Annotated in this window: 20 protein-coding genes; 18 read left to right on the top strand and 2 right to left on the bottom strand. The window is 38.1% G+C overall.

The window, feature by feature from the left end; translation table 11 throughout:
• Positions 1 to 42: 42 nt before the first annotated feature.
• Positions 43 to 1146 carry a tRNA 2-thiouridine(34) synthase MnmA gene (gene mnmA / locus AC1TPB_RS08675; RefSeq protein ID WP_482076116.1) on the bottom strand — a complete coding sequence of 368 codons (1104 nt, stop codon included), beginning with the start codon at positions 1144 to 1146 and terminating at the stop codon, positions 43 to 45.
• Positions 1147 to 1303: 157 nt separating this feature from the next.
• Between mnmA and cymR the strand changes: the two genes are divergently transcribed.
• From cymR to AC1TPB_RS08585, 18 genes are all read left to right on the top strand, one after another.
• Positions 1304 to 1732 (top strand): cysteine metabolism transcriptional regulator CymR, encoded by a 429-nt coding sequence (gene cymR, locus AC1TPB_RS08670; protein WP_482076115.1) that lies wholly within the window; start codon positions 1304 to 1306, stop codon positions 1730 to 1732.
• A 20-nt stretch (positions 1733 to 1752) separates the two neighbouring features.
• Entirely contained in the window at positions 1753 to 2904 is a 1152-nt protein-coding gene (locus AC1TPB_RS08665; protein ID WP_482076114.1) for a cysteine desulfurase family protein, read from the top strand.
• Between the two features lie 125 nt (positions 2905 to 3029).
• A complete protein-coding gene (locus AC1TPB_RS08660; protein WP_482061813.1) occupies positions 3030 to 3566 on the top strand; it encodes a PRC-barrel domain-containing protein in 537 nt (178 codons plus the stop codon).
• 12 nt (positions 3567 to 3578) lie between these two features.
• On the top strand, positions 3579 to 3779 hold the full coding sequence (locus AC1TPB_RS08655; RefSeq protein ID WP_482061449.1) for a hypothetical protein: 201 nt from the start codon (positions 3579 to 3581) through the stop codon (positions 3777 to 3779).
• A 226-nt stretch (positions 3780 to 4005) separates the two neighbouring features.
• Positions 4006 to 5391, top strand: a complete 1386-nt coding sequence (locus AC1TPB_RS08650; RefSeq protein ID WP_482076113.1) for a hypothetical protein — start codon at positions 4006 to 4008, stop codon at positions 5389 to 5391.
• 71 nt (positions 5392 to 5462) lie between these two features.
• Positions 5463 to 6017 (top strand): hypothetical protein, encoded by a 555-nt coding sequence (locus AC1TPB_RS08645; protein WP_482076112.1) that lies wholly within the window; start codon positions 5463 to 5465, stop codon positions 6015 to 6017.
• Positions 6018 to 6204: 187 nt separating this feature from the next.
• On the top strand, positions 6205 to 7275 hold the full coding sequence (locus tag AC1TPB_RS08640) for an AI-2E family transporter (protein WP_482076111.1): 1071 nt from the start codon (positions 6205 to 6207) through the stop codon (positions 7273 to 7275).
• A 460-nt stretch (positions 7276 to 7735) separates the two neighbouring features.
• Positions 7736 to 10369, top strand: coding sequence for an alanine--tRNA ligase (gene alaS / locus AC1TPB_RS08635; protein ID WP_482076110.1), 2634 nt, complete (start codon positions 7736 to 7738; stop codon positions 10367 to 10369).
• A 48-nt stretch (positions 10370 to 10417) separates the two neighbouring features.
• The gene (locus tag AC1TPB_RS08630) at positions 10418 to 10678 is read left to right on the top strand and encodes an IreB family regulatory phosphoprotein (protein WP_482061444.1); all 261 of its coding nucleotides are present in this window, start codon (positions 10418 to 10420) and stop codon (positions 10676 to 10678) included.
• 18 nt (positions 10679 to 10696) lie between these two features.
• Positions 10697 to 11104, top strand: coding sequence for a Holliday junction resolvase RuvX (gene ruvX / locus AC1TPB_RS08625; protein ID WP_482076109.1), 408 nt, complete (start codon positions 10697 to 10699; stop codon positions 11102 to 11104).
• Positions 11105 to 11120: 16 nt separating this feature from the next.
• Complete coding sequence (locus AC1TPB_RS08620) at positions 11121 to 11411, top strand: DUF1292 domain-containing protein (RefSeq protein ID WP_482061442.1); 291 nt, start codon at positions 11121 to 11123, stop codon at positions 11409 to 11411.
• A gap of 5 nt (positions 11412 to 11416) precedes the next feature.
• Entirely contained in the window at positions 11417 to 11731 is a 315-nt protein-coding gene (locus AC1TPB_RS08615) for a DUF1292 domain-containing protein (RefSeq protein ID WP_482061441.1), read from the top strand.
• A 108-nt stretch (positions 11732 to 11839) separates the two neighbouring features.
• Entirely contained in the window at positions 11840 to 12967 is a 1128-nt protein-coding gene (mltG, locus tag AC1TPB_RS08610; RefSeq protein WP_482076108.1) for an endolytic transglycosylase MltG, read from the top strand.
• 31 nt (positions 12968 to 12998) lie between these two features.
• Entirely contained in the window at positions 12999 to 13931 is a 933-nt protein-coding gene (locus tag AC1TPB_RS08605; RefSeq protein WP_482076107.1) for a peptidase U32 family protein, read from the top strand.
• Positions 13932 to 13945: 14 nt separating this feature from the next.
• Positions 13946 to 15202 (top strand): peptidase U32 family protein, encoded by a 1257-nt coding sequence (locus AC1TPB_RS08600; protein WP_482076106.1) that lies wholly within the window; start codon positions 13946 to 13948, stop codon positions 15200 to 15202.
• Positions 15203 to 15643: 441 nt separating this feature from the next.
• Positions 15644 to 17743, top strand: coding sequence for a methyl-accepting chemotaxis protein (locus AC1TPB_RS08595; protein ID WP_482076105.1), 2100 nt, complete (start codon positions 15644 to 15646; stop codon positions 17741 to 17743).
• A 260-nt stretch (positions 17744 to 18003) separates the two neighbouring features.
• Entirely contained in the window at positions 18004 to 20202 is a 2199-nt protein-coding gene (locus AC1TPB_RS08590) for a methyl-accepting chemotaxis protein (RefSeq protein ID WP_482076104.1), read from the top strand.
• 134 nt (positions 20203 to 20336) lie between these two features.
• Entirely contained in the window at positions 20337 to 22142 is a 1806-nt protein-coding gene (locus AC1TPB_RS08585; RefSeq protein WP_482076103.1) for a peptidoglycan D,D-transpeptidase FtsI family protein, read from the top strand.
• Positions 22143 to 22250: 108 nt separating this feature from the next.
• Here the strand turns inward: AC1TPB_RS08585 and ytvI are convergent, their stop codons facing one another.
• A complete protein-coding gene (gene ytvI, locus AC1TPB_RS08580) occupies positions 22251 to 23375 on the bottom strand; it encodes a sporulation integral membrane protein YtvI (protein WP_482076102.1) in 1125 nt (374 codons plus the stop codon).
• Between the last annotated feature and the right edge of the window lie 58 nt (positions 23376 to 23433).

Here is a 23433-nt window from a genome sequence, read left to right as displayed (position 1 = left end):
TTTTTTTTTGCATATATACTAATAAAGTTTTACATGATTAAATTAAATCTTGTTCACCTTATCGATCGTACCGCCACCAAGACATACATCGACGTCATATAATACCACAGCTTGTCCAGGTGTAATCGCTTTTTGTTGCCTTGCGAAGGTGATAAAAGCTTCACCATTAGGCAACTTTTGCACCGTTACTTGCTGATCGGGTTGGCGATAGCGGAATTTGGCCGTACACTCGAACGTTTCTGGCTGAGCATCTGCAACAATCCAGTTCATATTCGTTGCCACTAAGCTTGCAGAATACAAGCTTTCATGAGTATCACCTTGAACGACATACAATATATTAGCTTCCAAATCTTTTTCAGCAACGAACCATGGATTGCCATTACCATTGCCACCGATACCAAGACCTTGTCTTTGACCTAATGTGTAATACATTAATCCGTCATGACGCCCTTTTTTCTCGCCGGTATTAATATCGATCATATCGCCTGGCTTGGCAGGCAAGTACTGACTTAAAAATTGTTTGAAATTACGTTCACCGATGAAGCAAACGCCTGTGCTATCTTTTTTCTTAGCAGTATAAAGTCCAGCAGCTTCCGCAATTTTACGAACTTCTGGCTTAGGCAGATGACCGATCGGGAACATCGCTTTCGCTAATTGCTGTTGATTAAGTGCATTTAAGAAATAAGTTTGATCTTTATTAGAATCTATGCCGCGTAACAATTTCGTTACACCATTTTCATCACGCTCAACTTGGGCATAATGACCTGTAGCAAGAAAATCAGCATTTAGTTCTTCTGCCTTTTTGAGGAAATCGCCAAATTTGATTTCACGATTGCACATAACATCAGGATTAGGTGTTCTTCCACGCTTGTACTCATCTAAGAAATAAGAGAATACTTTATCGAAATATTGCTTCTCAAAATTAACTGTATAATATGGAATGCCGATCTGGTCGCAGACACGACGAACATCCTCAGCATCTTCTTCAGCTGTACAATGTCCAAACTCATCTGTATCATCCCAGTTTTTCATGAAAATACCGATAACTTCATAGCCTTGCTCTTTCAATAATAATGCAGCAACAGAAGAGTCAACGCCGCCCGACATACCGATAACGACTCTAGTGTTCTGATTAGGATTTGACATAATTACACCACCTTGTTCATTCAAGCATTTTATATTGTAACATAATTATTATAGTATTTCACGAATAACTATTGTGAAAATGGAGACGATTGTAGATAGTTATGATACCATATAAGAATAATTGGAATACAATGAATTATAAGAGGTGTATAGAAATATGAAAATTTCTACTAAAGGTCGTTATGGATTAACGATAATGATGGAATTGGCTTTGAAGTTTGGAGAAGGTCCAATATCCTTGAAAAGTATTGCTGAAAAAAATAATTTATCAGAGCATTATTTGGAGCAACTGATTGCACCGCTACGTAATGCAGGTTATGTGAAAAGTATTCGTGGGGCATATGGTGGTTATATACTGGCCAAAGAACCAGCAGATATTACAACAGGTGATATCATTCGAGTTCTCGAAGGTCCAATATCCCCAGTGGACTTTACGGAAGAAGATGATCCTGCGAAACGTAATCTATGGCTACGTATTCGTGATAGTATTGCTAATGTTATGGATTCTACAACTTTGGACGATCTAATTAATTATACAGAAGATCAGAGCAAAGATAGCAAAGATAGCTATATGTTCTATATTTAATATTGGAGTGAAGTGAGCATATGAAGTCATACTACTTTGATCATGCAGCAACAACTCCGATTCATCCAGACGTTATTGCGGCAATGATTGCAACAATGCAACAAGGTCCAGGAAATGCTTCAAGTATTCATCGTTTTGGAAGAAACGCTAAACATAGCCTTAATCAGTCCCGAGACATGATTGCTTCAATAATCGGGTGCAAACCTAATGAATTTACGTTCACATCTGGTGGAACCGAAAGTGATAACTTGGCAATTATTGGCGTGGCAAGAGCACAAGCATTGAAGGGGAGAAAGCAGCTTATTACGTCTGCAATTGAACATCATGCGGTTATCCACTCGATGGAATGGCTTGCTAACAATGAAGGATTCGATTTAACGATTGTCTCTGTTGACGAGCAAGGCTATGTGAATATAGCGGAACTGCAAGAGGCATTAAGCGAACACACGGCTGTAGTAAGTATTATGCACGGCAATAATGAAGTGGGCACTATTCAACCTATTGAGCAAATAGGTGAACTTGTTCATCAAGTAGGGGCGCTATTTCATGTTGATGCTGTACAAACACTTGGACAAATTCCGTATTCTCTTCAACAATTACCGATTGATCTCATGAGTTTCTCCTCCCACAAAATTAATGGTCCTCAAGGCATTGGTGGTTTATATATAGCGACAGGCACTCCGATTGAAGCATTACAACAAGGTGGCTCCCAAGAAAGAAAGCGAAGAGCAGGAACGGAAAATCTTGCTGGCATCGTTGGTTTTGCAACAGCTCTTGACATTTGTGTGAACAAGCGCGAAAAATGGCAACCTTTTGTGAAAAATCTTCGTAATAGATGGGTAGAGCTGTTACAACAACAATTAGAAAAGTATCCGATCATCGTGAATAGTGATCTTGATCATGGATTATCTCATATCGTAAACATTAGCTTTATTGGTGTTGATACCGAAAGCATGTTGATGAATTTAGATATAGCAGGAATTGCAGTTGCAAGCGGTTCGGCTTGTACTTCTGGATCGTTAGAACGTTCACATGTGTTGAAAGCAATGGGGCTAAGTGCTGATCGATTAAATAGTGCTGTAAGATTTAGCTTTGGAATGGGCAATACTATAGAGGAAATCGAAGATGCTGCGACAATAGTTGCAAGTATTGTAAAACGAATCCACTCTTAGTAATATGCTTCCGAAGCACTTTTCATATTAAAAGTAGTACTTCAAGAAGTATATGAAAAGTTAAGTAATATGCTTACGAAGTAACTTTTCATTGAATGAAAAGTTTGAAGGAGGCAGCACAAGTGATGATCAGACTTCAGCAATTAATTGGATTACCTGTCCTAACGATTAACAATGGCAAAAAAGTTGGAGTCGTGAAGGATGCTTGGTTCGATGAGCATTGGAAGTTGAAAGGTCTAGTGCTTGAATATGCAAAATGGTTTGCTGTGAAGGTGCGTACAGTGCAATGGAGTGCGGTGTTAACTTGTGGAGATGATGCGGTTTTTATCGCTGATGAAGCGCAAGTTTTAACAGGAAAAAAGCAGTTACTGCAGCGTGCTTATTGTATGGGAGTCGTTCATTTGAAGGACATGCCTGTCATAACAGTGACAGGTTCGCAACTTGGTCGCATCTCCGATGTATATTTTTACCCATTTCAGGATACACAGATAGTAGGTTATGAGCTTACAGATGGTTTTGTTTCGGATCTAATTGAAGGACGAAAATGGCTCAGAACGCCGAGTGATCTCAATGAAGTATTACTTGGTGAAGATGCGATTATCGTTCCTGCTGTTAGTGAATCAGAATTGGAGCCAGTCGCAGCTTCCAATGTCAGAGTATAGGGAGTAATATTTATGAGATGTCCGAACTGTAACTCGAAAGATATAGGTAAAATCGGATCACATCAATTTTATTGCTGGGGTTGCTACATAGAACTTACAGTCAACGGTGATAAAATGTCTGTTTTTCAAGTTGAAGAAGATGGTACACTAAGTTCATTGGATGATTTATTTTATGATGAATCCGTGGAACAACCAGAAATACACTTAAATTAACATGCGATTATTTTTTTAATTGGCATGTATCACTGATAGAAGGCTTTGTAGCATAGAATGATGACTCGCAAGTAGTCGTGATTCGCATATGTGCTGCGGGGCCTTCTTTTTTTGTATGTCTATTCATGCAACTTTAGTGTGGGGAATTCGTCTTGTATTATTATGGGTTAAAATGTAATATATATAGCTTCTAATCAATTGTAATTGGAATAAGGGAGTGTTAAGCATGCGTTACCTTACATTAATCTTGATCTTAGTCATAGCGCTTACTGGTTGTAAGAGCGAAGTGATGATCTCGAATAATGATTCAACTATCCCATTGCTTACAGAAAAAGTGGAGCAATTAACACCTGTCGAAATAAATGAAACTCCGAATCCTTCAATAATTAAAGAAAAGCCATATCTTACTATGGAAGAACTTTCGAGTAAAGATGGTAGTGAACGAGTCATCATAGTGAGATCAAAAGTTGATATGGATAAGGACTCGCTGCAACAAGCGATTGATCTTAGTTTGATCAAAAGTGATGCTGATGCAGATTTACAATACTCTCTAGAATGGCAGTCACCACAGTTTCTACTCATTCGTTTTCGATTGTTAGATGAGATTGTATTTTCTTTTTCGTTCAATCTAGATAAAGCTACTACGGTTGATGGAGATTTATTCGAAGATAAGAGTATGCCATATCGTAACATACTTGTTGGACTTTTTGAGGGAGACCAACCAAGTATGACTTTAAGAAATCCTCTTACTGGTGTAAATAAAGTATTGTCAGCATGGGCCGGACCTACGATCAAAGCTATTACAGTTGACGGATCGAAAGATCCTTTATTTCTGTTCAATAGTGGTGATGAGCACCATCTTTTTGATATTGCAACAAACTCGATAATTAATATACCTTCCATCGATAATAAAAATTATAATTTGAGAATTAATGACTCCGGATACCACGAGATGTTCTCGGATAGATTTTATAATGGATATACCTATATAGTAGTTGGAAGCAAGATGTTGTATCGTGTAGATCTGAACAACTTTAGTTTGCAGAAATTAGAAGAATTTGATCAACCGGTGTACGGAATATCCTCATCGCCTGATGGAGAGAAAATTGCTATTTTATATGCACATGATGAGTCTATCGGACCTTCCGCAGACTTAGTTATTTTGGATAACAAAGGAAAGATTATTGATACCTATGAAAATGCTGCATCTGTGTCTCATAGTGATGGTTTCCTTTTCGAATATCGGCTTAGTTGGCAAGATGACAATAATATTATTCTTCCAGCAGATATTAATGAAAGTAATACGACGGGTGAGGTATTATTGAATATTAATGATAAGCAATTCACGATCTACAAGGATGAACGGATATCCGAGCAGATGATCGAGGATATATTCTTGCAAATGAACGATTCGGATTATTGGTACTTTTATACAATGAATTGGTCAATAGATGGCAGGTTAGCGGCCTTTCAAGCTACATCTAATCAAATATGGATTTACGACCCAGAGCTACGCACATTCGAATTTATAGGAGTGGGGATATTATTGGGATGGATGTCAGATGGCAATCTCGTTTATATGAACACACAAGACCAGGTTGTCGTCTTTTGAAAAATTTATGGATTACTAAGTGGATACATTAAGATGGTGAATTGTGAGAGAGAGGGCGAGAACAAGAAACTATGAAGACGATACGAAAATTGATGATCATTGTGTTGATTTTAGGGTTGCAGTTAGGTTGTAGCGGGAGTTTGATGCTCAATGAAGATTCTTCATCTCCTAGTATGGATGCGATTGAAAATGAATCTAAGAAATTATCAATTTTATATACAGAGCTAGTATACTCAAAAAACTCCTCGCATCTCAACTGGGAGAGTGGTAATTCTGACGATGTGCAACCAGCAATAATGGATAAGTATAAAGATAAGGCTCGTATAGCACCAGGAGGGTACATAATAGAAGAAACGTCCACAGAATATTTCATTTGTGTAAGTATATATGGGGTAGACTCAGTTACAGAAGGTTTTGTAATAACATCAATTACAATACCGAACGACGAACAGGATACAGATCCATTATTAGCTATTTCTGCGAAGCGAGTGAACAATGAAATATCCGGAGCTTCAGATACAGATGAGACTGTGTACGTCACTTCACTTATTAGTATATTGAAAGAGGATCTACCAGACAATATTTCCCTAGGGGCAATTAGTCTCTTGCTAGATGAAATACTTTAGTTTCTAACTTAATAACATTTGGTATGTCCATCAAATGAAACATAACGCATCATTGGTCTAAGCTATATGTCATTACTATCTCAAAAAACAGCAACTCTTTATCTTAAGAGTTACTGCTTTTTGTGCTGAATAGGAATACTTGTACATATAATGGCAAAGAATAGTTAGAATAAAGGTGGTGTGACGATTGGAGCGATTTACGAAAAATAGATTTTTTGTTATTTTAATTTATGCGATATTGCTATTAGTAGTTATTTATTTTCTGCTTTTGCTTAAGCCGATTCTTGCAACCATCTTTTCATTTTTGAAGGCTGTTCTTGGTCCGTTTATTGTGGCAATGATCATTTCGTACATACTTAATCCTGTGGTGACGATGTTACATGAACGGAAAGTACCACGAACGATGGCAGTATTATTAATTTATGCTGTGTTTTGTGCGGTTTTAACGGTCATTATCGTTAATTTCATTCCCATGTTCATCGATCAGATGCAGGAGTTGAATAAACATTTACCCGAGCTAACGATGCGAGCACAGGGATTGGTTATAGATTTTAATAACAATGCACTATTCCCAGAAAGTTTGCGCGAAGGTGTCAACAAATCATTAGTATTAATGGAGCGACGTATCTCTGAAACATTGCTTACATTTGTTAATAATATCGGTGAGATGGTTGGCACATTATTCGTAGTTTTTGTTGTACCGTTTCTGGCTTTCTATATTTTGAAAGATTTTGATGTGTTTGAACGTGCCGTAATTAAGTATGTTCCTAAGTCACACCGTAAAAACACGATTCGTTTGTTAAAGGATATTGATGATGCGTTAGGAAGTTATATACGCGGACAACTATTAGTCTGTATTATTGTTGGAACGTTAGCATATGTCGGTTATTTGTTAGTTGGCATGCCTTATGCATTGCTACTCGCCAGCATCGTTGCAATTACTAATGTTATTCCGTATGTTGGACCGTTTATCGGCGCTGCTCCAGCCTTACTGATGGCATCGACAGTATCATTGAAAATGATGTTGCTTGTTGTGATCGTCAATACGATATGTCAAATTCTTGAAGGAAACATTATTTCTCCACAAGTAGTAGGTCGTACGTTACATTTACATCCACTATTGATCATTTTTGCGCTTATAGTTGGAGGTCAAATTGCTGGGATTGTAGGAATGATTTTAGCTATTCCGATCTTTGCGACATGTAAAGTGATTGTCCAGCATATGTTTGCCTACTACGTTCGCAGAAAGATTATTTGACAGTGCTAAATCCACTAGCTATAATTTGAACAGAACTATTGTAAGGGTCGTTCAACAAGTTGAACATACAATAACAACAAAGCGTTGACGAAAACAATGATGTTATAGCCCATTAGCCAGAGATAGCGTTCCGATTCATAGTGAATTGGTTGGAAGAACGCTTCTAATGAAGGATAACAGAAAGCTATTTTCTGAGTGTGAGTGAAACTCATCGGGTGGACCCGTTATTGTCCTTGAAGGCGATTGTGTTGCTATGCACACAATAACCAGGGTGGTACCGCGAAATAACATTCGTCCCTGTTCTAACAGGGGCTTTTTTGTCTTTGTTCACAAAAATATGCAGCAATATAACGTAGAAGTATAACAAGTAGTTACGAAAAAAAGGTTAAGCTATCGATGTAACTTTTCATCACAGAGAAGTATATCGAGTATAATATGAAAAGTTTTGGGAGGCTAAATAATGAAAGCAAGTGAAATTCGCGCAAAATGGTTAGCTTTTTTTGAAAGTAAAGGACATGCTATTGAACCAAGTGCTTCTCTAGTTCCACATAATGATCCATCTTTACTATGGATTAACGCAGGTATGGTACCATTGAAATCATATTTCGATGGTCGTGAAATTCCAGCAAATCCACGTATTACGAACTCTCAAAAATGTATTCGTACAAATGATATTGAGAATGTTGGCAAAACTCGTCGTCATCACACATTTTTCGAAATGCTTGGTAACTTCTCAATCGGAGATTATTTCAAAGAAGAAGTTATTACTTGGGCATGGGAGTTCTTAACGGACAAGAAGTGGATTGGATTCGATCCTGAGCGTCTTTCTGTTACCGTTTATCCAGAAGATGAGGAAGCATATCGCTACTGGAATGAGAAGATCGGCGTGCCAGCAGAGCGCATTTATAAGCTAGAAGAAAACTTCTGGGATATCGGTGAAGGTCCTTGTGGTCCTTGTACAGAAATTTTCTATGATCGCGGCGAGAAATACGGTGATCTTAATGATCCTGAATGTTGGCCAGGTGGTGAAAACGAGCGTTTCTTAGAAGTATGGAACCTTGTATTCTCACAATTTAACCATAATAAAGATGGTAGCTATACTCCGCTTCCCAATAAAAACATCGATACAGGTGCTGGTCTAGAACGTCTAGCTTCTATTTTGCAAGATGTAGATTCTAACTTTGATACAGATCTATTTATGCCGATTATTAATCGCACATGTGAAATTGCAGGTGTATCGTATAAAGTATCCGAAGAACAAGACGTCGCATTGAAAGTTATCGCTGACCATGTTCGTACCGTTGTATTTTCAGTTGGTGATGGCGTTATGCCATCTAATGAAGGGCGCGGTTACATCATTCGTCGTTTGCTTCGTCGTGCAGTACGTTACGGTAAAGCACTAGGTGTAGACAAGCCATTCCTATATGGTCTTACTGGCATCGTTGGTGATGTAATGGGCGTCTACTATCCAGAAGTAGTGGAAAAACGTGAATTTATTGAGAAGGTTATTCGTATAGAGGAAGAACGTTTCCACGAAACATTGTCAGATGGATTAGTATTACTGTCTAATCTTGTTGATCAAGCTAAAGCGAGTAACATTACGGTAATTAATGGTGATGATGCTTTCAAATTATATGATACGTATGGTTTCCCGTTTGACTTAACAGAAGATTTTGCGATGGAGCAAGGGATGACAGTCGATCGCGATGGCTTTGATGCAGCAATGCAGGCACAGCGAGAGCGTGCTCGTTCTGCTCGTCAAGATACTGCTTCTATGAAGATTCAAGGAGGACCGCTTGCTGATCTTACGATTAAAAGTGAATTTGTTGGCTATACTGAATTGGTAGTAAAATCCACAATAACAGCTTTAGTAGGCGAAGAACTGTTGCAAGAAGAAGCTGTGGCTGGTACGCAAGTATTGCTATTGCTTGATGAGACTCCTTTCTATGCGGAAAGTGGCGGTCAAATTGGTGACAGAGGTACAATTACTGGTGAAGGCTTCGTTATCGAAGTTGAGAATGTGACGAAAGCACCTCATGGTCAAACACTTCATCATGCTATCGTTGTTGAAGGTGTAGCAAAAGTGAATGCTGACGTAACAGCGGAAGTGAACAAAGCGGTTCGTGAAGATGTTGTGAAAAACCATACGGCTACACATTTACTACACAAAGCATTGAAAGAAGTATTAGGTGATCATGTTAATCAAGCAGGTTCATTAGTAGAAGGCGAACGTTTACGCTTTGACTTCTCGCATTTCGGTTCTATTACAGCTGAAGAGCTAGTAGATATTGAAAGAAGAGTAAATGAGCAAATTTGGCTAGGTACGCCTGTTGTTATTCAGCAAAAGAAAATTGATGAAGCAAAAGCAATGGGCGCGATGGCATTGTTCGGTGAGAAATACGGTGATGTTGTACGCGTTGTACAAGTGGGCCAATATTCTATCGAGCTTTGCGGTGGTTGTCATGTTAACAACACATCTGAGATCGGTCTGTTCAAGCTGCTAGGCGAAAGTGGGATCGGTTCTGGTGTCCGTCGTATTGAAGCTGTAACTGGAAAACAAGCTTATTTATACTATGAATCTCAGCTTGATCTGTTGAAACAAGCGGCAGCACAACTGAAAAGTAATGTAACTGATGTGCCAAAACGTATTGATGCATTAAATGGTCAAGTGAAGGAATTAATTCGCGACAATGAATCTCTGCAGCATAAGCTAAGTCATATCGAAGCGGGTTCATTGTTAGATGCCGTTGTTAAAGTAGGGGAAGTTTCTATTTTAACTGCGAAAGTAAATGCATCCAATATGGAATCTTTACGTAGTATTGTAGATGAATTAAAAACGAAGCTACCAACTAGCGTTATCGTACTTGGTGCAGCAGCAGAAGATAAAGTTAATTTGGCAGCAGCAGTATCACAAGATCTTGTGAAAAAAGGATTCCATGCAGGGAAAATCATTAAGGAAGCTGCGTTGTTATGTGGTGGTAATGGCGGCGGTCGTCCTGATATGGCACAAGCTGGCGGTAAAGATGTAGAAAAACTTAATGATGCATTGAAACTTGCACAGGAACTAGTTGTTAGTCAAGCAAATGTGATATAGTAGAACTAAGCCATACTTGTATGGTATACGTATTAGGGGGTGTAGCTGATGAATTCAATGGATCAGACGATGAAGTTTAACGTGAAAATTGAGGGTGATGATTCCTCAGAAGATGTTCTGCTTAAGGTATATGATGCCTTACTTGAGAAAGACTATAATCCGATTAACCAGATCGTCGGCTATTTGTTGTCAGGAGACCCGGCTTACATCCCGCGTCATAATAATGCTAGAAGTATGATCGGCAAGAAAGAGCGTGATGAGCTCATTGAAGAGTTAGTTCGCTTTTATCTCTTGCACAAGAAAGAGTAATTGAGGGGCCGAACAAATATGAGAGTCATGGGTTTGGATTATGGTGATCGTCGCATTGGCGTTGCGGTAAGTGATGCTTTTCGTTGGACGGCACAAGGGCTAACCGTTGTTGAGACACGACGAGACGGTGGAGAACTCGACAGACTTGCGGAAATTGCACTGGAAAATGAGGTTTCTGAGGTCGTGGTTGGACTTCCAAAGAACATGAACGGTACGATCGGTCCACGCGGTGAGATTTGTATGGCATTTGCCCAGCAAATTGGGGAAAAGCTTGGATTACCTGTTCACCTTTGGGATGAAAGATTGACCACAGTTGCGGCAGAACGAACGTTAAAAGAAGCTGAGATCAGTCTGAAGAAGCGAAAACAAGTGGTAGATAAGTTAGCGGCTACACTTATTTTGCAAAATTATCTTGATTCTAAATGAAAAGGTGAGGGTAAAAATGACAAATAACGAGCAAAACTATGAAGAACCAGAAATTATCTATATTCCAGATGAAGATGGCAACGAGGAAGAGTTTGAAGTCATTATGAAATTTGAAGTAGATGATTCCGATAAAAAATATATGATGGTTGTTCCTCTTATTTCTGAAAATGAGGAAGAAGACGAAGTCTATGCTTTCCGTTATGAAGAAGAAGGCGATGATCTTCAATTGTTTACAATTGATGATGAAGAAGAGTGGGCAATTGTTGAAGAAACGTTCAACACTTTACTTGGTGAGTTGGAGGAATAATTGTAATGGCTTTTGAGCATCCAAATACAGCTCCAATTGTTGGAGACACACTTAAAGATCATTTTGGTCTAGAAATCGAACTTGTTACAGATGATGGAAGTGTTGAAGCTTTCTTCATTATACAAGAATTTGTTTGGGGAGACATTACATATGTAGTGTTACAAACAGAGGTGATGAAGGCTGAAGATGAGTTTGAATTTCTTCGAGTGTATAAACAAAATGACGAAGTTGAATTAGAGAGTATCGTTGATGAAGAGGAATGGGAAGCTGTTTCTGAAGCATACGATGATCTTCAATTTGTTAGCGATGAACGACCTTAATTGAAAATGTTTTACAGAGAGAGCGGCATATCACCGCTCTTTTTGACGAGGATATTCAAAATATAATCAAATGTCCGAAGAACGGATAGATATTGAGGTGTTAGATTCTTGGAGAATGTAGAAAAATCTGTAGAAGAAAATAAAAAGAAGCCAAAGAGGAAACGTAATAAACCTAAGAAATGGGCTGTTTCTTTTTGGGTATGTTTCTCATTGTTTTTCTTTATGGTGCTCGTTGCAGCGGGTGGCTTGTTCTATTTATGGAATCAGCTTGAACCGACCAAATCTGGAACGTCTCTTGAAGTAACGATTCCTAAAGGCAGCTCTGCTAATAGTGTAGCAAAGCTCCTTGAAGAAAATGGAATTATTAAAAATGGATTTATTTTTGGTTACTACCTAGTGTTGAAAGACGAGGGCGATAACTTTAAAGCAGGGAAGTATGAATTAACACCTGGTATGGATAAAGCAGAAGTAATTGCAAAGCTGAATGCAGGTGATGTCATTGCCCAGGAAACGGTCACATTTACCATTCCAGAAGGGTTCACGATTGCTCAAATGGCGGACAAGCTAGCGACTGAGGGACTTGTAGATAAAGAAAAGTTCATTACGTTAACGAAAGAGTCTCGTAGTTGGTCAGGTGCAGAAAATGTACTTAATATCCCAGAGGAAACCACTCAATTAATCAATCGAATAGAAGGATATCTTTTCCCAGATACGTATGAAATTGTCAAGGATAGTACGGAAGAAGACGTTATTATCCGTATGTTGAAGGAGCAGGATCGTAAGCTCGCTACATTACCAGAGAATTGGTCTGATGAGCTAGATGAGTTAGGGATATCGATGCATGAAATGTTAACGATAGCTTCATTAATTGAGCGTGAAGTTGTTGTGGATAGTGAACGTGCTACAGTTGCTGGTGTTATTTATAACCGATTGAAGAAACCAATGCGTTTACAAATAGATGCGACGATTCAATACGCTTTAGGTGAACAAAAGGAATTATTATCAATAGAGGATACGAAGCTAGATAGTCCTTATAACACTTATGTTATTGATGGAATTCCGCCTGGACCAATTGCAACGCCAAGCTTAGAATCTATTAAGGCTGCACTATATCCGGAAGAGCATAACTACTATTATTATGTAACGAAAAAAGATGGAACACAGTCACATTTATTTGCTGAAACTTATAATCAGCATTTGAAAAATATTGAAAAGAGTAAGGCGACGGCTCAGTAATGAGCCGTTTACTTTGGTGAGGTGAGCGTTAATGTCTTATAATCCGGAATTGTTGTGTACAGCTGCTAATTTGGATGAATGTGCACAATTGTTAGATGCTGGAGCTACTGCGTTAGTAGTAGGGGAAGCGAAGTTTGGTAGTAGATTAGCGGGTCAATTTGATCTAGCTATGATCAAAGAAGCTGTTGTTATAGCACATGCTAAAAATGGTAAACTTTATGTTTCGATGAATAATCTAATGGATAACAGGACGGTAGAACTGTTACCAGCTTATTTGACGACTTTAGCACAGTATGAGGTCGACGCGATCGTCTATGGCGATCCTGCAGTGCTTGTAGCCGCTAAAGAGTATGCACCTAATGTAAGTCTTCATTGGAATGCTGAGATGACCTCTACGAATTATGCAACCGCTGAATATTGGGCGCGTCGTGGGACATCACGCTATGTATTAGCACGTGAGTTGAATATGGAACAAGTAGTAGATACAAAAGAAAAAAGCACGCTACAAATCCAAGTACAAGTTCATGGTATGACGGCAATGTATCATTCCAAAAGATCACTAATTCAAAGTTATACAGACTATCATGGTGAACAAGAGAGATATGCTAATATTCAAAAAGCTGCTGGATTATATCTTATGGAAAATGATCGCCCAGACGAACGATATCCGATCTTCGAAGATGAATATGGCACCCATATTATGAGTTCTGATGATATTTGTATGCTAGAAAATTTACATGAATTGCTAGATTGTGAAGTAGATAGTTTGAAAATTGAGGGTATCCTCAAATCTACCGAATATAACGTAGCCGTTGTTAAAGCATATCGCATGGCGATTGAACAATATTTGGCTGATCCTGAAACCTATGAATTTGATGAGCAATTGTTGGATACCATTCGAGAGCTTCAAGATCCCAACCGCGAACTAAGCTTCGGCTTCTTCTTCAAAGAGCAAGTATATTAGGAGGAACACAATAGATGAGTACTACTATGAAACGCAAGCGTCGTTATTATGGTGAACGTAATCGATTAGAGCGACCGGAGCTATTAGCACCAGCTGGTAATCTTGAAAAGCTAAGATTTGCAGTGCATTATGGAGCAGATGCTGTCTATATCGGTGGTCAATCATATGGATTGAGATCTAACGCCGATAACTTCACATTCGAAGAAATGAAGGAAGGCGTGGAATTTGCTGCGAGATATGGAGCTAAAGTATTTGTCGCGACTAATATCTATGCACATAATGAAGATATAGCTGGAATCGAACAATATTTGCGAAATCTTGAAGAGGCTGGTATTGCCGCGATTATCGCTGCGGATCCAATTATTGTTGAAACTGCACAACGAGTAGCACCTAAAATGGAAGTTCACTTAAGTACACAGCAGTCTGTCTTGAACTGGAAAACTGTTCAATTCTGGAAGGATGAAGGTCTGCCACGCGTTGTACTTGCTCGGGAGACAAGCTTCGAGGAAATTGAACAAATCAAAAAAAATGTTGATGTTGAGCTAGAAGCCTTCATTCATGGAGCGATGTGCTCGTCATTCTCAGGCCGCTGTGTGTTGTCCAATCACTTTACCGATCGTGATTCTAATCGCGGTGGTTGCTGTCAATCGTGTCGTTGGAAATATGATCTCTTTCTTGAGGGAGCTCCGGTTAATGAAGGGGAAGAGGATCCTTTCACAATGGGTTCAAAAGACTTGGGAATGCTAGAGCATATTCCAGATCTCATTGATGTAGGCATAGATAGCTTTAAGATTGAAGGTAGAATGAAAAGTATTCATTATGTAGCTACTGTAGTTAATGCTTATCGTCAAGCAATCGATGCTTATATGGCTGATCCAGATCATTATGAGGTTAAGCAAGCGTGGGTTGATGAAATTCACAAAGCAGCTAATCGCCCGCTTAATACTGGCTTCTTCCTTGATGTTCCGGGTGCTGAAGATCATATTTACACTGCTGAGGAAAAAGCAGCACCTTATGATTTTGCAGCAGTTGTCCATGATTATGATGCAGCTACACAGTTTGCCATAATCGAACAACGCAATCATTTTAAAGTGGGTCAAGAAGTAGAATTTGTTGGTCCAAAAGGTCGCTTCTTCAAGCAAACAGTAACTGAAATTACTGATCTTGATGGGAATGCGCTAGATGTCGCTCGCCATCCACTACAAAAAATTCGTATCCGTACCTTGAAACCGGTAGAGCCGATGGACATGATGCGTAAAAAGATCCGTTAGAGGTAGTTCAAAGAGCGGGCTTTGATAACGATGCGTATGCTGACGTAGCGTATTCGGCATCGAATATGAAGCGAACTTGGGAAGTGTGGGACTCGTGTACCAATAACGTACACTGGAGTGTCCTCCTTTCTCAAGTAGCGTTCCAACTGCTTGGTTCTGAAAGCCCACTTTTTGAACCTTTATTGGAAACTTCGTGCTGAACAAATGTCCGCTTGTGTACTCGTACCGTACACGTTGCTGGGTTTCGTTACAATGTTTTTGATGCTTGTGAACATATGTCAAGACTCTCTTTATAATGCATAAAGGGGTCTTTTTCGTTTTAAAGATTGACAATCAAACGCATATAGAAAATAATAGGGAATAGTATACATAAAATAAAAGAAAACGTAACCACTTTTTTGTAAGCGCTCTTACGTTAATGCTAAAGGATGGTGCAGTCAGTTGAATAATACGAAAAAAGCCAACAATAAAAAAGAATTAGAGAAATCTGAAATATTATCGAAGATTAAAACGAATCCGTTTCAATCGGTAGGGATCAAGTTATTCCTCTATATTATGGGGGGGATTCTGGCCTGCGTTATAACGATGGGGATGTTGGCTTATAATCAATCTAAAGCAATTATTGAACGAAAAATATCGGAGTCAAGTCAACAAACTGTCAATCAATTGGGTGCTAACCTCAATAATATATTGAAGAGTTATGAAGAACTCACAATACAAATTATGATTGATAATGAATTTCAAAAAAATACAGATACTATTATTGCAAGTGAAGATGATTATTCGAAATTTGAATCGACGAAGCTATTAACGACGAAGCTTCAAAGTTTTTTGTTTAGTAATGCTAATATTACAGGTATCGCACTTATTCCACTTAATAGTAAGCTTAGTGTTATTACCGCTGGATCCTCTCAAACTGCTAAAGTGGAAAGTGAAGCACAGGAAGAATGGGTTCAAGAAGTAATTGATGCACAAGGCAAAATAGTTTGGTTACCTTCAAGACAAGAGGCAATAACACATACTTCGGCGACACCTAGCTTTGGTGTTGCCAGAGTAATCAAAAATCCAAGTTCAAGTGTTGCAAGTTATATTTTAGTAGTAGATATTTCAACTAAAGATATACAAGAACAAATTAACAATGTATCGTTGGGATCAGAAAGTATAATAACGGTAGTGAATAGTGAAAATGAATATATGATTAATTATGATTCTAGTCTGATTGCTAACTCTGCCCCTTTCCAATTAGATGGATCGATTGGAAATAGTATACGTGTTACGCTAGACAATATTGGAGAAGTACTATTAATGCACAAAAAATTAGAATATGCTGATTGGTCATTAACTGGGCAAATTCCTGTTAAGGAATTAGTAAAAGATGCTGAAGTTATTCGTGGCTTAACTGTCACTGTAGCAATAGCTGCTGCAATTATTGCTATTCTTATTTCAATCGTTGTAATGCTCACGATAAGTAGACCTCTCGTTCAGTTAAGAAATCTTATGACTGAAGGTGCAAAGGGAAATCTAACGGTTCGTTCGAAAAATAACAATCGCAAGGATGAAATTGGACAGCTGAATAAAAGCTTTAATTCGATGATGATCCAAATTACAGCGTTAGCTAGTCAAACTAAAAATTCAGCAGAAGCTGTAATGGTAACCGCGAAAACATTAACGAACGCATCTAGTAAGACAGCAATATCTGCTAAAGAAATTGCTGTAGCTACTGAGGAAATTGCAAACGGATCAACAAGTCTTGCTGTTGAAGCAGAAAGAGGCAATGATCTAACGATTATGATTAACGATCAGATGAAACAAGTGCTAACTGCTAATCTAGAAATGGTGCAATCCGCATATGAAGTGGAATGTGCGAGTGGCAAAGGTACTGCTTATATGGCTGAATTAATCGAGAAAACAGGAATGACCGAGGAAATGACACGTGAGATGGTTGAAAAGGTGGACTCCTTGAAAGATAGCACACGTTCGATAGTGAAAATTTTGGATGTACTTAATGCAGTAACAAAACAAACGAATATTCTATCATTGAACGCTACGATTGAAGCGGCGAGGGCGGGTACTGCTGGACGTGGATTTATGGTTGTAGCTAATGAAATTCGTGGACTAGCTGACCAATCAACACAGTCCATTGATGTTGTTGCACAAATCACTGATCGTATTCAATCAGAGATTGTAGAGACGGTTGATGTGTTATCAAAAGCATATCCAATGTTCCAAGAGCAGATCAACTCTGTGAAAGAAGCGAATAGTATATTTGTAAGTGTTCAAAGTCAGATGAATCAACTAATTATTCGACTTGAAGATGTAACACAGTCTGTTAATAAACTTGAAGCATCTCAAACAGTCTTGAATGATGCAATGACGAATGTCAGCGCGGTGGCGGAGCAATCTTCTGCAACTTCGGAGGAAGTTGCAAGCTTGAGTAGTGAACAATTAAGTATTAGTGATAATCTTGTAACATTATCTGCTGAACTTAACGAAGTCTCTACTAAATTAAAAGATGCATTATCCCAATTCAAAGTAGAATAACGACAATATAAGTGCTGTAAAGGATTGTGCTTTCAAAGCAATCCTTTACAGTTTTTTTGTGATTAGTTCTTTGGGTCCATTATTGGTAATTATGAAAAATATGCCATATCACTTCATACCTATTTTATAACTGCTTTATACCTACTTCATAAAAAATCTAATATTTATATAGAATTAGTACAATCTGGATGGTAAAATAGGTCTGTACGTTCGAAGAAAATGATAATGTTTTACAATAAAATAAGGTGGTGCTCGTCAGCATGAAGAAATCTCTTAACGAAGACAGTACTGTTAAACAAGATGATTCTCACAAGAAAAGCAGTTCTATAAAGGGAAATTTGAAAATATTAAGTGATACTGCTAAGAATAAGGTCAAAGAACTGAATAAAAAAGGGAATATCGGGATCTTGAACAGTATTGGAGTACAATTATTTATACTTATTTTTATTAGTATTGTTGTTTGTGTTATTACTATCGGAACAATTTCATATCAAAAGTCAAAAGGATTAATTGAGAGCAATGTATCCAACTCCAGTATACAAACAATCAATCAAGTTAGTTATAGTACGGATACGGTACTAAATAGCTATAATGAGACGTCGTTTCAAATTATGTTTGACAAAGATTTTCTTGAAAATATGAATACATTACAATTAACAGATAATACATATGAGCAAATTCAAGCGTCTCAAGCAGTGACCGATAAATTATCTACTTTTATGGTAACGAATACAGTGATAACAAATATTACAGTAATACCATTTAACGACGTTTTAGAACCGATTATTACTGGAACGAATGAAGATCTTGAAAATACGAAAAAAGATGCAGAAACGTTTCGAAATACGGAATGGTACAAGTCAACTATAGTAAAAGCGGGTAGTCCTAATTGGATTGAGCCTCAAGCAGACGGTATTAGCCAGTCGAACGCTTACGAAACAGTTGGACTAGCTCGTGTCGTTCGTAATTTGAATAATGCTGAATTATCATTTATGTTAGTGATAGAATTCAATATAGATAGTTTCTTTGAGTCTCTAGCGAAAGTGGATTTCGGTAATGGTAGTGAAATTGTGATAGTCAATAGTAATAATCAATATGTAAAGGCGTCTGACGCTAGTCAATACGGTCAAACTCCTAATATTGTGATTCCCCAGAAAGAAGATCAAGCAGAAATGTCAGATAGCTTGAAGCTTAAAGGTGAAAATAATAAACAGTATTTGGCAATATACGAAGTTCTACAAGGTAACGAAGATTGGAAAGTAGTGGCTTCTATTCCAACCGAAAATTTGATTTCACAAGCTGCACCGATTCGTAATATAACGATTATTACTGCGATTATTGCATGTTTGTTAGCAGTAGCAATTGGTATTATTATTATTAGATTCATTGGAAGACCGTTAAATGCTTTATCAGGCTTAATGCAAAAAGGTGCTAAGGGTGATTTGACTGTACGATCAACATTGAATAGAAGAATGGATGAGATCGGACTGCTTTCCGTTAATTTCAATGAGATGATGGAACAAATCTCATTGCTAGCTACGCAAACCACATATTCTGCTGCTGAAGTACTGAAAACGGCAGCTGAATTAACTGATGCCTCTCAAAAGACTTCAATAGCAGCGAAAGAAATTGCCATTGCTACCGAAGAAATTGCAGGTGGTGCGTCAAGTCTGGCTATGGAAGCGGAAAAAGGTACAGATCATACGAATACTTTGAATGATCAGATGATACAAGTTAATGAATATAACGTACAAATGTCAATTTCAGCGAATGAAGTTGAACAAGCGAGCCTTCAAGGTACTAGTTATATGGGCGTCCTAATTGATAAAACTGGTACAACTGAACAAATGACTCGTGCAATGGTAGATAAAGTTAATGCTTTAAAAGTAAGTACAACATCGATTGTGAAAATTCTTGATGTATTGAATGCTGTAACGAAGCAAACAAATATATTATCATTGAATGCAACGATTGAAGCTGCTCGTGCCGGTGCTGCAGGTAAAGGATTTATGGTCGTAGCTGATGAAATTAGACAGCTAGCCGATCAATCGAAAAATTCAATTGAGGTTGTAGCACAAATTACGCGTACCATCACTAGTGAGATTGAAGAAACCGTGGGGGTGCTATCGGAAGCATATCCATTGTTCCAAGAGCAAATTGTCTCTGTTAAAGAGGCAAATCAACTGTTTTTAACGGTGCAAGCTCAGATGGATACATTTAAACAAAGTATGAATCAAGTGACGGATGCCTTTGTTGAGCTTAATAAGTCACAAGAAATATTAAGTGATTCTATGAATAATGTTAGTGCAGTAGCACAACAGTCCTCGGCAACTTCTGAAGAAGTAGCATCACTAAGTACAGAACAATTAAGTATTAGTCAAAACTTGGTTGACTTGTCAGTAAAACTTGAAACCGTATCGAATGGTTTGAAGGATTCGATTTCTAAGTTCAGAATCTAATATTATATAAGGGCTAACGATGTGATATTTGCGCGTCGTTAGCTCTTTTTACTGTTTTCTAATGTTGTTCTTGTTTAATCTGCATAGTAAGTAGTCATACTAGAGTTATTATGATGAGCATGGAGAATAAAACAATGCAGCGTAGAGCAATTTGGTTAGCTATTATATTTACTAGCGTAATGTTTATGTATACATGTCGACTTATCTACTTGCAGATTAGTCCAACGACGACCATGTTTCAACAAAATGGTAGTAAGTATAAATATTATGATTGGCGGCAAGGTGCAGTGAATCAACGAATGAAGAAGCTAATGATTGATGATGGAAGAGGACATTTCGTAGATGAACATGGACGATCAATTACAAGTCAACAATATAATACAGTTGCATTTTATCCAGTCCATGCATGGAAAGAAATTGATGTTACTCATTTTGCTAAGCTAGCTACTATTCTAGGGAAATCGCCCGAGCAGCTACAGCAATTCGTTCGTGTATTGGACAGTGCGGCGTTTCTAGAAGATATGTCTAATGAGCCGATCAGACTAACTAAGCAACAAGTAGACGACATACAAGAACTGCATCTCTATGGTCTAGAGATCGTTGCATATCGTGATCGTTACCCGAAACAATATGAACAGAAACATTTTATTGGGACTGTTGCTGAGTTTCCTGAATGGACAGAAAAGGTATATAGCTCTGAGATCAATCAATTAACGAATTGGAGTAGAGATAGTAAGGTTGGCATAGTTGGGTTGGAATATTCTCTTGATCGATATTTGCATGGGCTAGGACCGTCTTATCTCACTTACACATTGGATGGCAGGTATGATCAATTAGCTGGAATTGGACTGAGACGTATCGAGTCAACGAATCCGTATTATCCACTTACGATCGTTACGACAATAGATCTTGAGCTTCAAAATAAAATTGAACGATATTTGGATGAGCAGCATGTTATTGAAGGGGCGGTAGTTTTACTAGATGTTAACAATGGTGATGTGAAAGCAATGGTATCCAGGCCGCAATTATTACCTGGGCAATTACGACAAGGTAATGATCACGTTCTTAGAAATCATGCACTTACAGCATATTCACCAGGATCCATTTATAAAATTGTAACTGCAGCAGCTGCTATTGAATATAATGTGGTAGACGATGCTGAACATTTTTATTGTAATGGTGAGTATGGTAAATATGGCCTATCTTGTTGGAAGGAAGGCGGACATGGCGATCAAACATTAGAAGAGGCGTTCGCTAACTCCTGTAATGTTGTATTTGCCACATTAGCAGAACGGCTAACAGCTAATCAACTATATGAAACGGCAAATGCACTTGGCGTCGTTCAAAAAGTAGGCTGGCATCAAGATGAAGGGAACGCACCGATCTCATCCCCTCTACGCTTATTAGCGGAGGAAGAGAATGGTGTTGTATTTCATGATTTGAACACGAAGGATGGAGGTGTCATTGCACAGTCAAGCATTGGTCAGCGGGATGTTCACCTAACGCCTTTGCAGGCTGCTAATATGGTTGTAACTTTACTTAATCGTGGGAGACAATACGAGAATAGAATTGTGTCACAAATAAACTATGCTGACGGTCAAGCATTAGCGCAGCTGCCAGTTCATCTAGGGCATGAAAATAAATACAATATTCATCCAGCAACGGCTGAGAAAATCTTGCATTACATGCAAGTAGTCGTTCAGCAGGGAACGGGAATGTCGATTGCTAGCGGGAAATGGCATGTAGCAGGAAAATCAGGTACTGCACAATTAAGCGGCAAACATACAGGGCATAATGATCAATGGTTTATCGGCTATGGACCGACTGAACAGCCAAAGTATGCACTATCGGTGCTTGTACAAGAGCAGCCTAGTGGTTCGCGAAATCATGCTACGAGAATATTTCGCGAAATTATGGATATTGTAGCGGAGCATGAGTAGTTAAAGAAGGGGCAGTATCAAAGGTCGCTATTGGCGATTACTTTGATACTGCCCCTTTATGGATTCGATCTAATTTATTCATGATTGTTCTGAACTTGCGCGATGACGTTAGTCCTCTTCATTTACAATGGTTTTTTCGGGCTTATCGTATTCACCAATGGGCTTTCTGATCCATTGTTCTAAGTATCCTTGATCGAGCAACGCTTTAATCAGAATAAGTAGAATTGGTGATAGAATCAATCCAGCTACACCAAATAATGATAAGGAAATCATCATAAATGCTAACATTGTAAATGCTGATACGCCTAAAGAATCACCAGTAATTTTGGGTTCAAGCATTTGTCGAGCTAGCACAACAACAAGCCAAAGCACAGTAATCCAAATAGCTAATTCAGTATCACCAACTACAAATAAATACGTAATCCATGGAATAAAGATTGTACTTACGCCGAGTAAAGGCAATACGTCAAAGATAGCAGCAACTAATGAAATAACGAATGCATGATTAACATCTAGTAGCAATAAAGATATAAGAATAACAACAAAAGTAACACTAATTAGTTTACTTTGCGCTTTAATGTATATCCAAATCCCTTTTAATACATTGTCTCTTAAGAAGAAAAATGCAGTTTTGAATGTATTAGGTGTTTTATCGGATGCCAGCTTTTTCCAATCTACAATTTCAATACTTAAGAAATAGGCTAAGATTAGACCGACAGCGGCATTGACTATAAATGAAGTGAATGAAGTGATCGAGCCGATAACAAATGTCAATCCAGCCATTAACCATCCTTGTATTTTCGTAGATGCTTGTTCTAGTGTATTTGTAAGCTTATCAGTTAAGCTAAAGTCGATTGGTAGTTGATTCATCTTGTCTTGGAAATAATGTAGCCATCTATTCACTTCTGAAGTGAACTGCTCCTGATATTGCGGGAGTAAATTAACTAATTCAATACCTTGCATCGTTGCAACAATAATGAGTGCGCCGATTAATCCAAGGGCAATGAGAACGAATAGTACAGCGGAAATGGCAGAAGCAATGCTCTTTTTCAATCCCCATTTATTAAGACGTTTGGCAAGAGGTTCAATACACATGAAAATAATAAAGGAGTAAAAAATGGGCTTTGCAATATTGTACACGACACTAAATAGCCACATAATAAGAAGGACTGTTACAATAATGAGCGCAATATCAAAAGCTGTTCTCCAATATTTTTTGTAGAAAGATAACAAGTAGCAATCATCCTTTCAATAGCTTAATAAGGCAAGTAATAGGTTCATACCCCGAAAA

The sequence above is a fragment of the Paenibacillus sp. Y951 genome, assembly GCF_056786395.1.
Note: the sequence above shows the minus strand (reverse complement) of the source record. Positions and strands in the feature narration are given on the sequence as shown.

Excerpts from the sequence above, each read along its gene's own strand:
- mnmA (WP_482076116.1), bottom strand. The coding sequence starts at position 1,146 with ATGTCAAATCCTAATCAGAACACTAGAGTCGTTATCGGTATGTCGGGC.
- cymR (WP_482076115.1), top strand. The coding sequence starts at position 1,304 with ATGAAAATTTCTACTAAAGGTCGTTATGGATTAACGATAATGATGGAA.
- AC1TPB_RS08665 (WP_482076114.1), top strand. The coding sequence starts at position 1,753 with ATGAAGTCATACTACTTTGATCATGCAGCAACAACTCCGATTCATCCA.
- AC1TPB_RS08660 (WP_482061813.1), top strand. The coding sequence starts at position 3,030 with ATGATCAGACTTCAGCAATTAATTGGATTACCTGTCCTAACGATTAAC.
- AC1TPB_RS08655 (WP_482061449.1), top strand. The coding sequence starts at position 3,579 with ATGAGATGTCCGAACTGTAACTCGAAAGATATAGGTAAAATCGGATCA.
- AC1TPB_RS08650 (WP_482076113.1), top strand. The coding sequence starts at position 4,006 with ATGCGTTACCTTACATTAATCTTGATCTTAGTCATAGCGCTTACTGGT.
- AC1TPB_RS08645 (WP_482076112.1), top strand. The coding sequence starts at position 5,463 with ATGAAGACGATACGAAAATTGATGATCATTGTGTTGATTTTAGGGTTG.
- alaS (WP_482076110.1), top strand. The coding sequence starts at position 7,736 with ATGAAAGCAAGTGAAATTCGCGCAAAATGGTTAGCTTTTTTTGAAAGT.
- AC1TPB_RS08630 (WP_482061444.1), top strand. The coding sequence starts at position 10,418 with ATGAATTCAATGGATCAGACGATGAAGTTTAACGTGAAAATTGAGGGT.
- ruvX (WP_482076109.1), top strand. The coding sequence starts at position 10,697 with ATGAGAGTCATGGGTTTGGATTATGGTGATCGTCGCATTGGCGTTGCG.
- AC1TPB_RS08620 (WP_482061442.1), top strand. The coding sequence starts at position 11,121 with ATGACAAATAACGAGCAAAACTATGAAGAACCAGAAATTATCTATATT.
- AC1TPB_RS08615 (WP_482061441.1), top strand. The coding sequence starts at position 11,417 with ATGGCTTTTGAGCATCCAAATACAGCTCCAATTGTTGGAGACACACTT.
- AC1TPB_RS08605 (WP_482076107.1), top strand. The coding sequence starts at position 12,999 with ATGTCTTATAATCCGGAATTGTTGTGTACAGCTGCTAATTTGGATGAA.
- AC1TPB_RS08600 (WP_482076106.1), top strand. The coding sequence starts at position 13,946 with ATGAGTACTACTATGAAACGCAAGCGTCGTTATTATGGTGAACGTAAT.
- AC1TPB_RS08590 (WP_482076104.1), top strand. The coding sequence starts at position 18,004 with ATGAAGAAATCTCTTAACGAAGACAGTACTGTTAAACAAGATGATTCT.
- AC1TPB_RS08585 (WP_482076103.1), top strand. The coding sequence starts at position 20,337 with ATGCAGCGTAGAGCAATTTGGTTAGCTATTATATTTACTAGCGTAATG.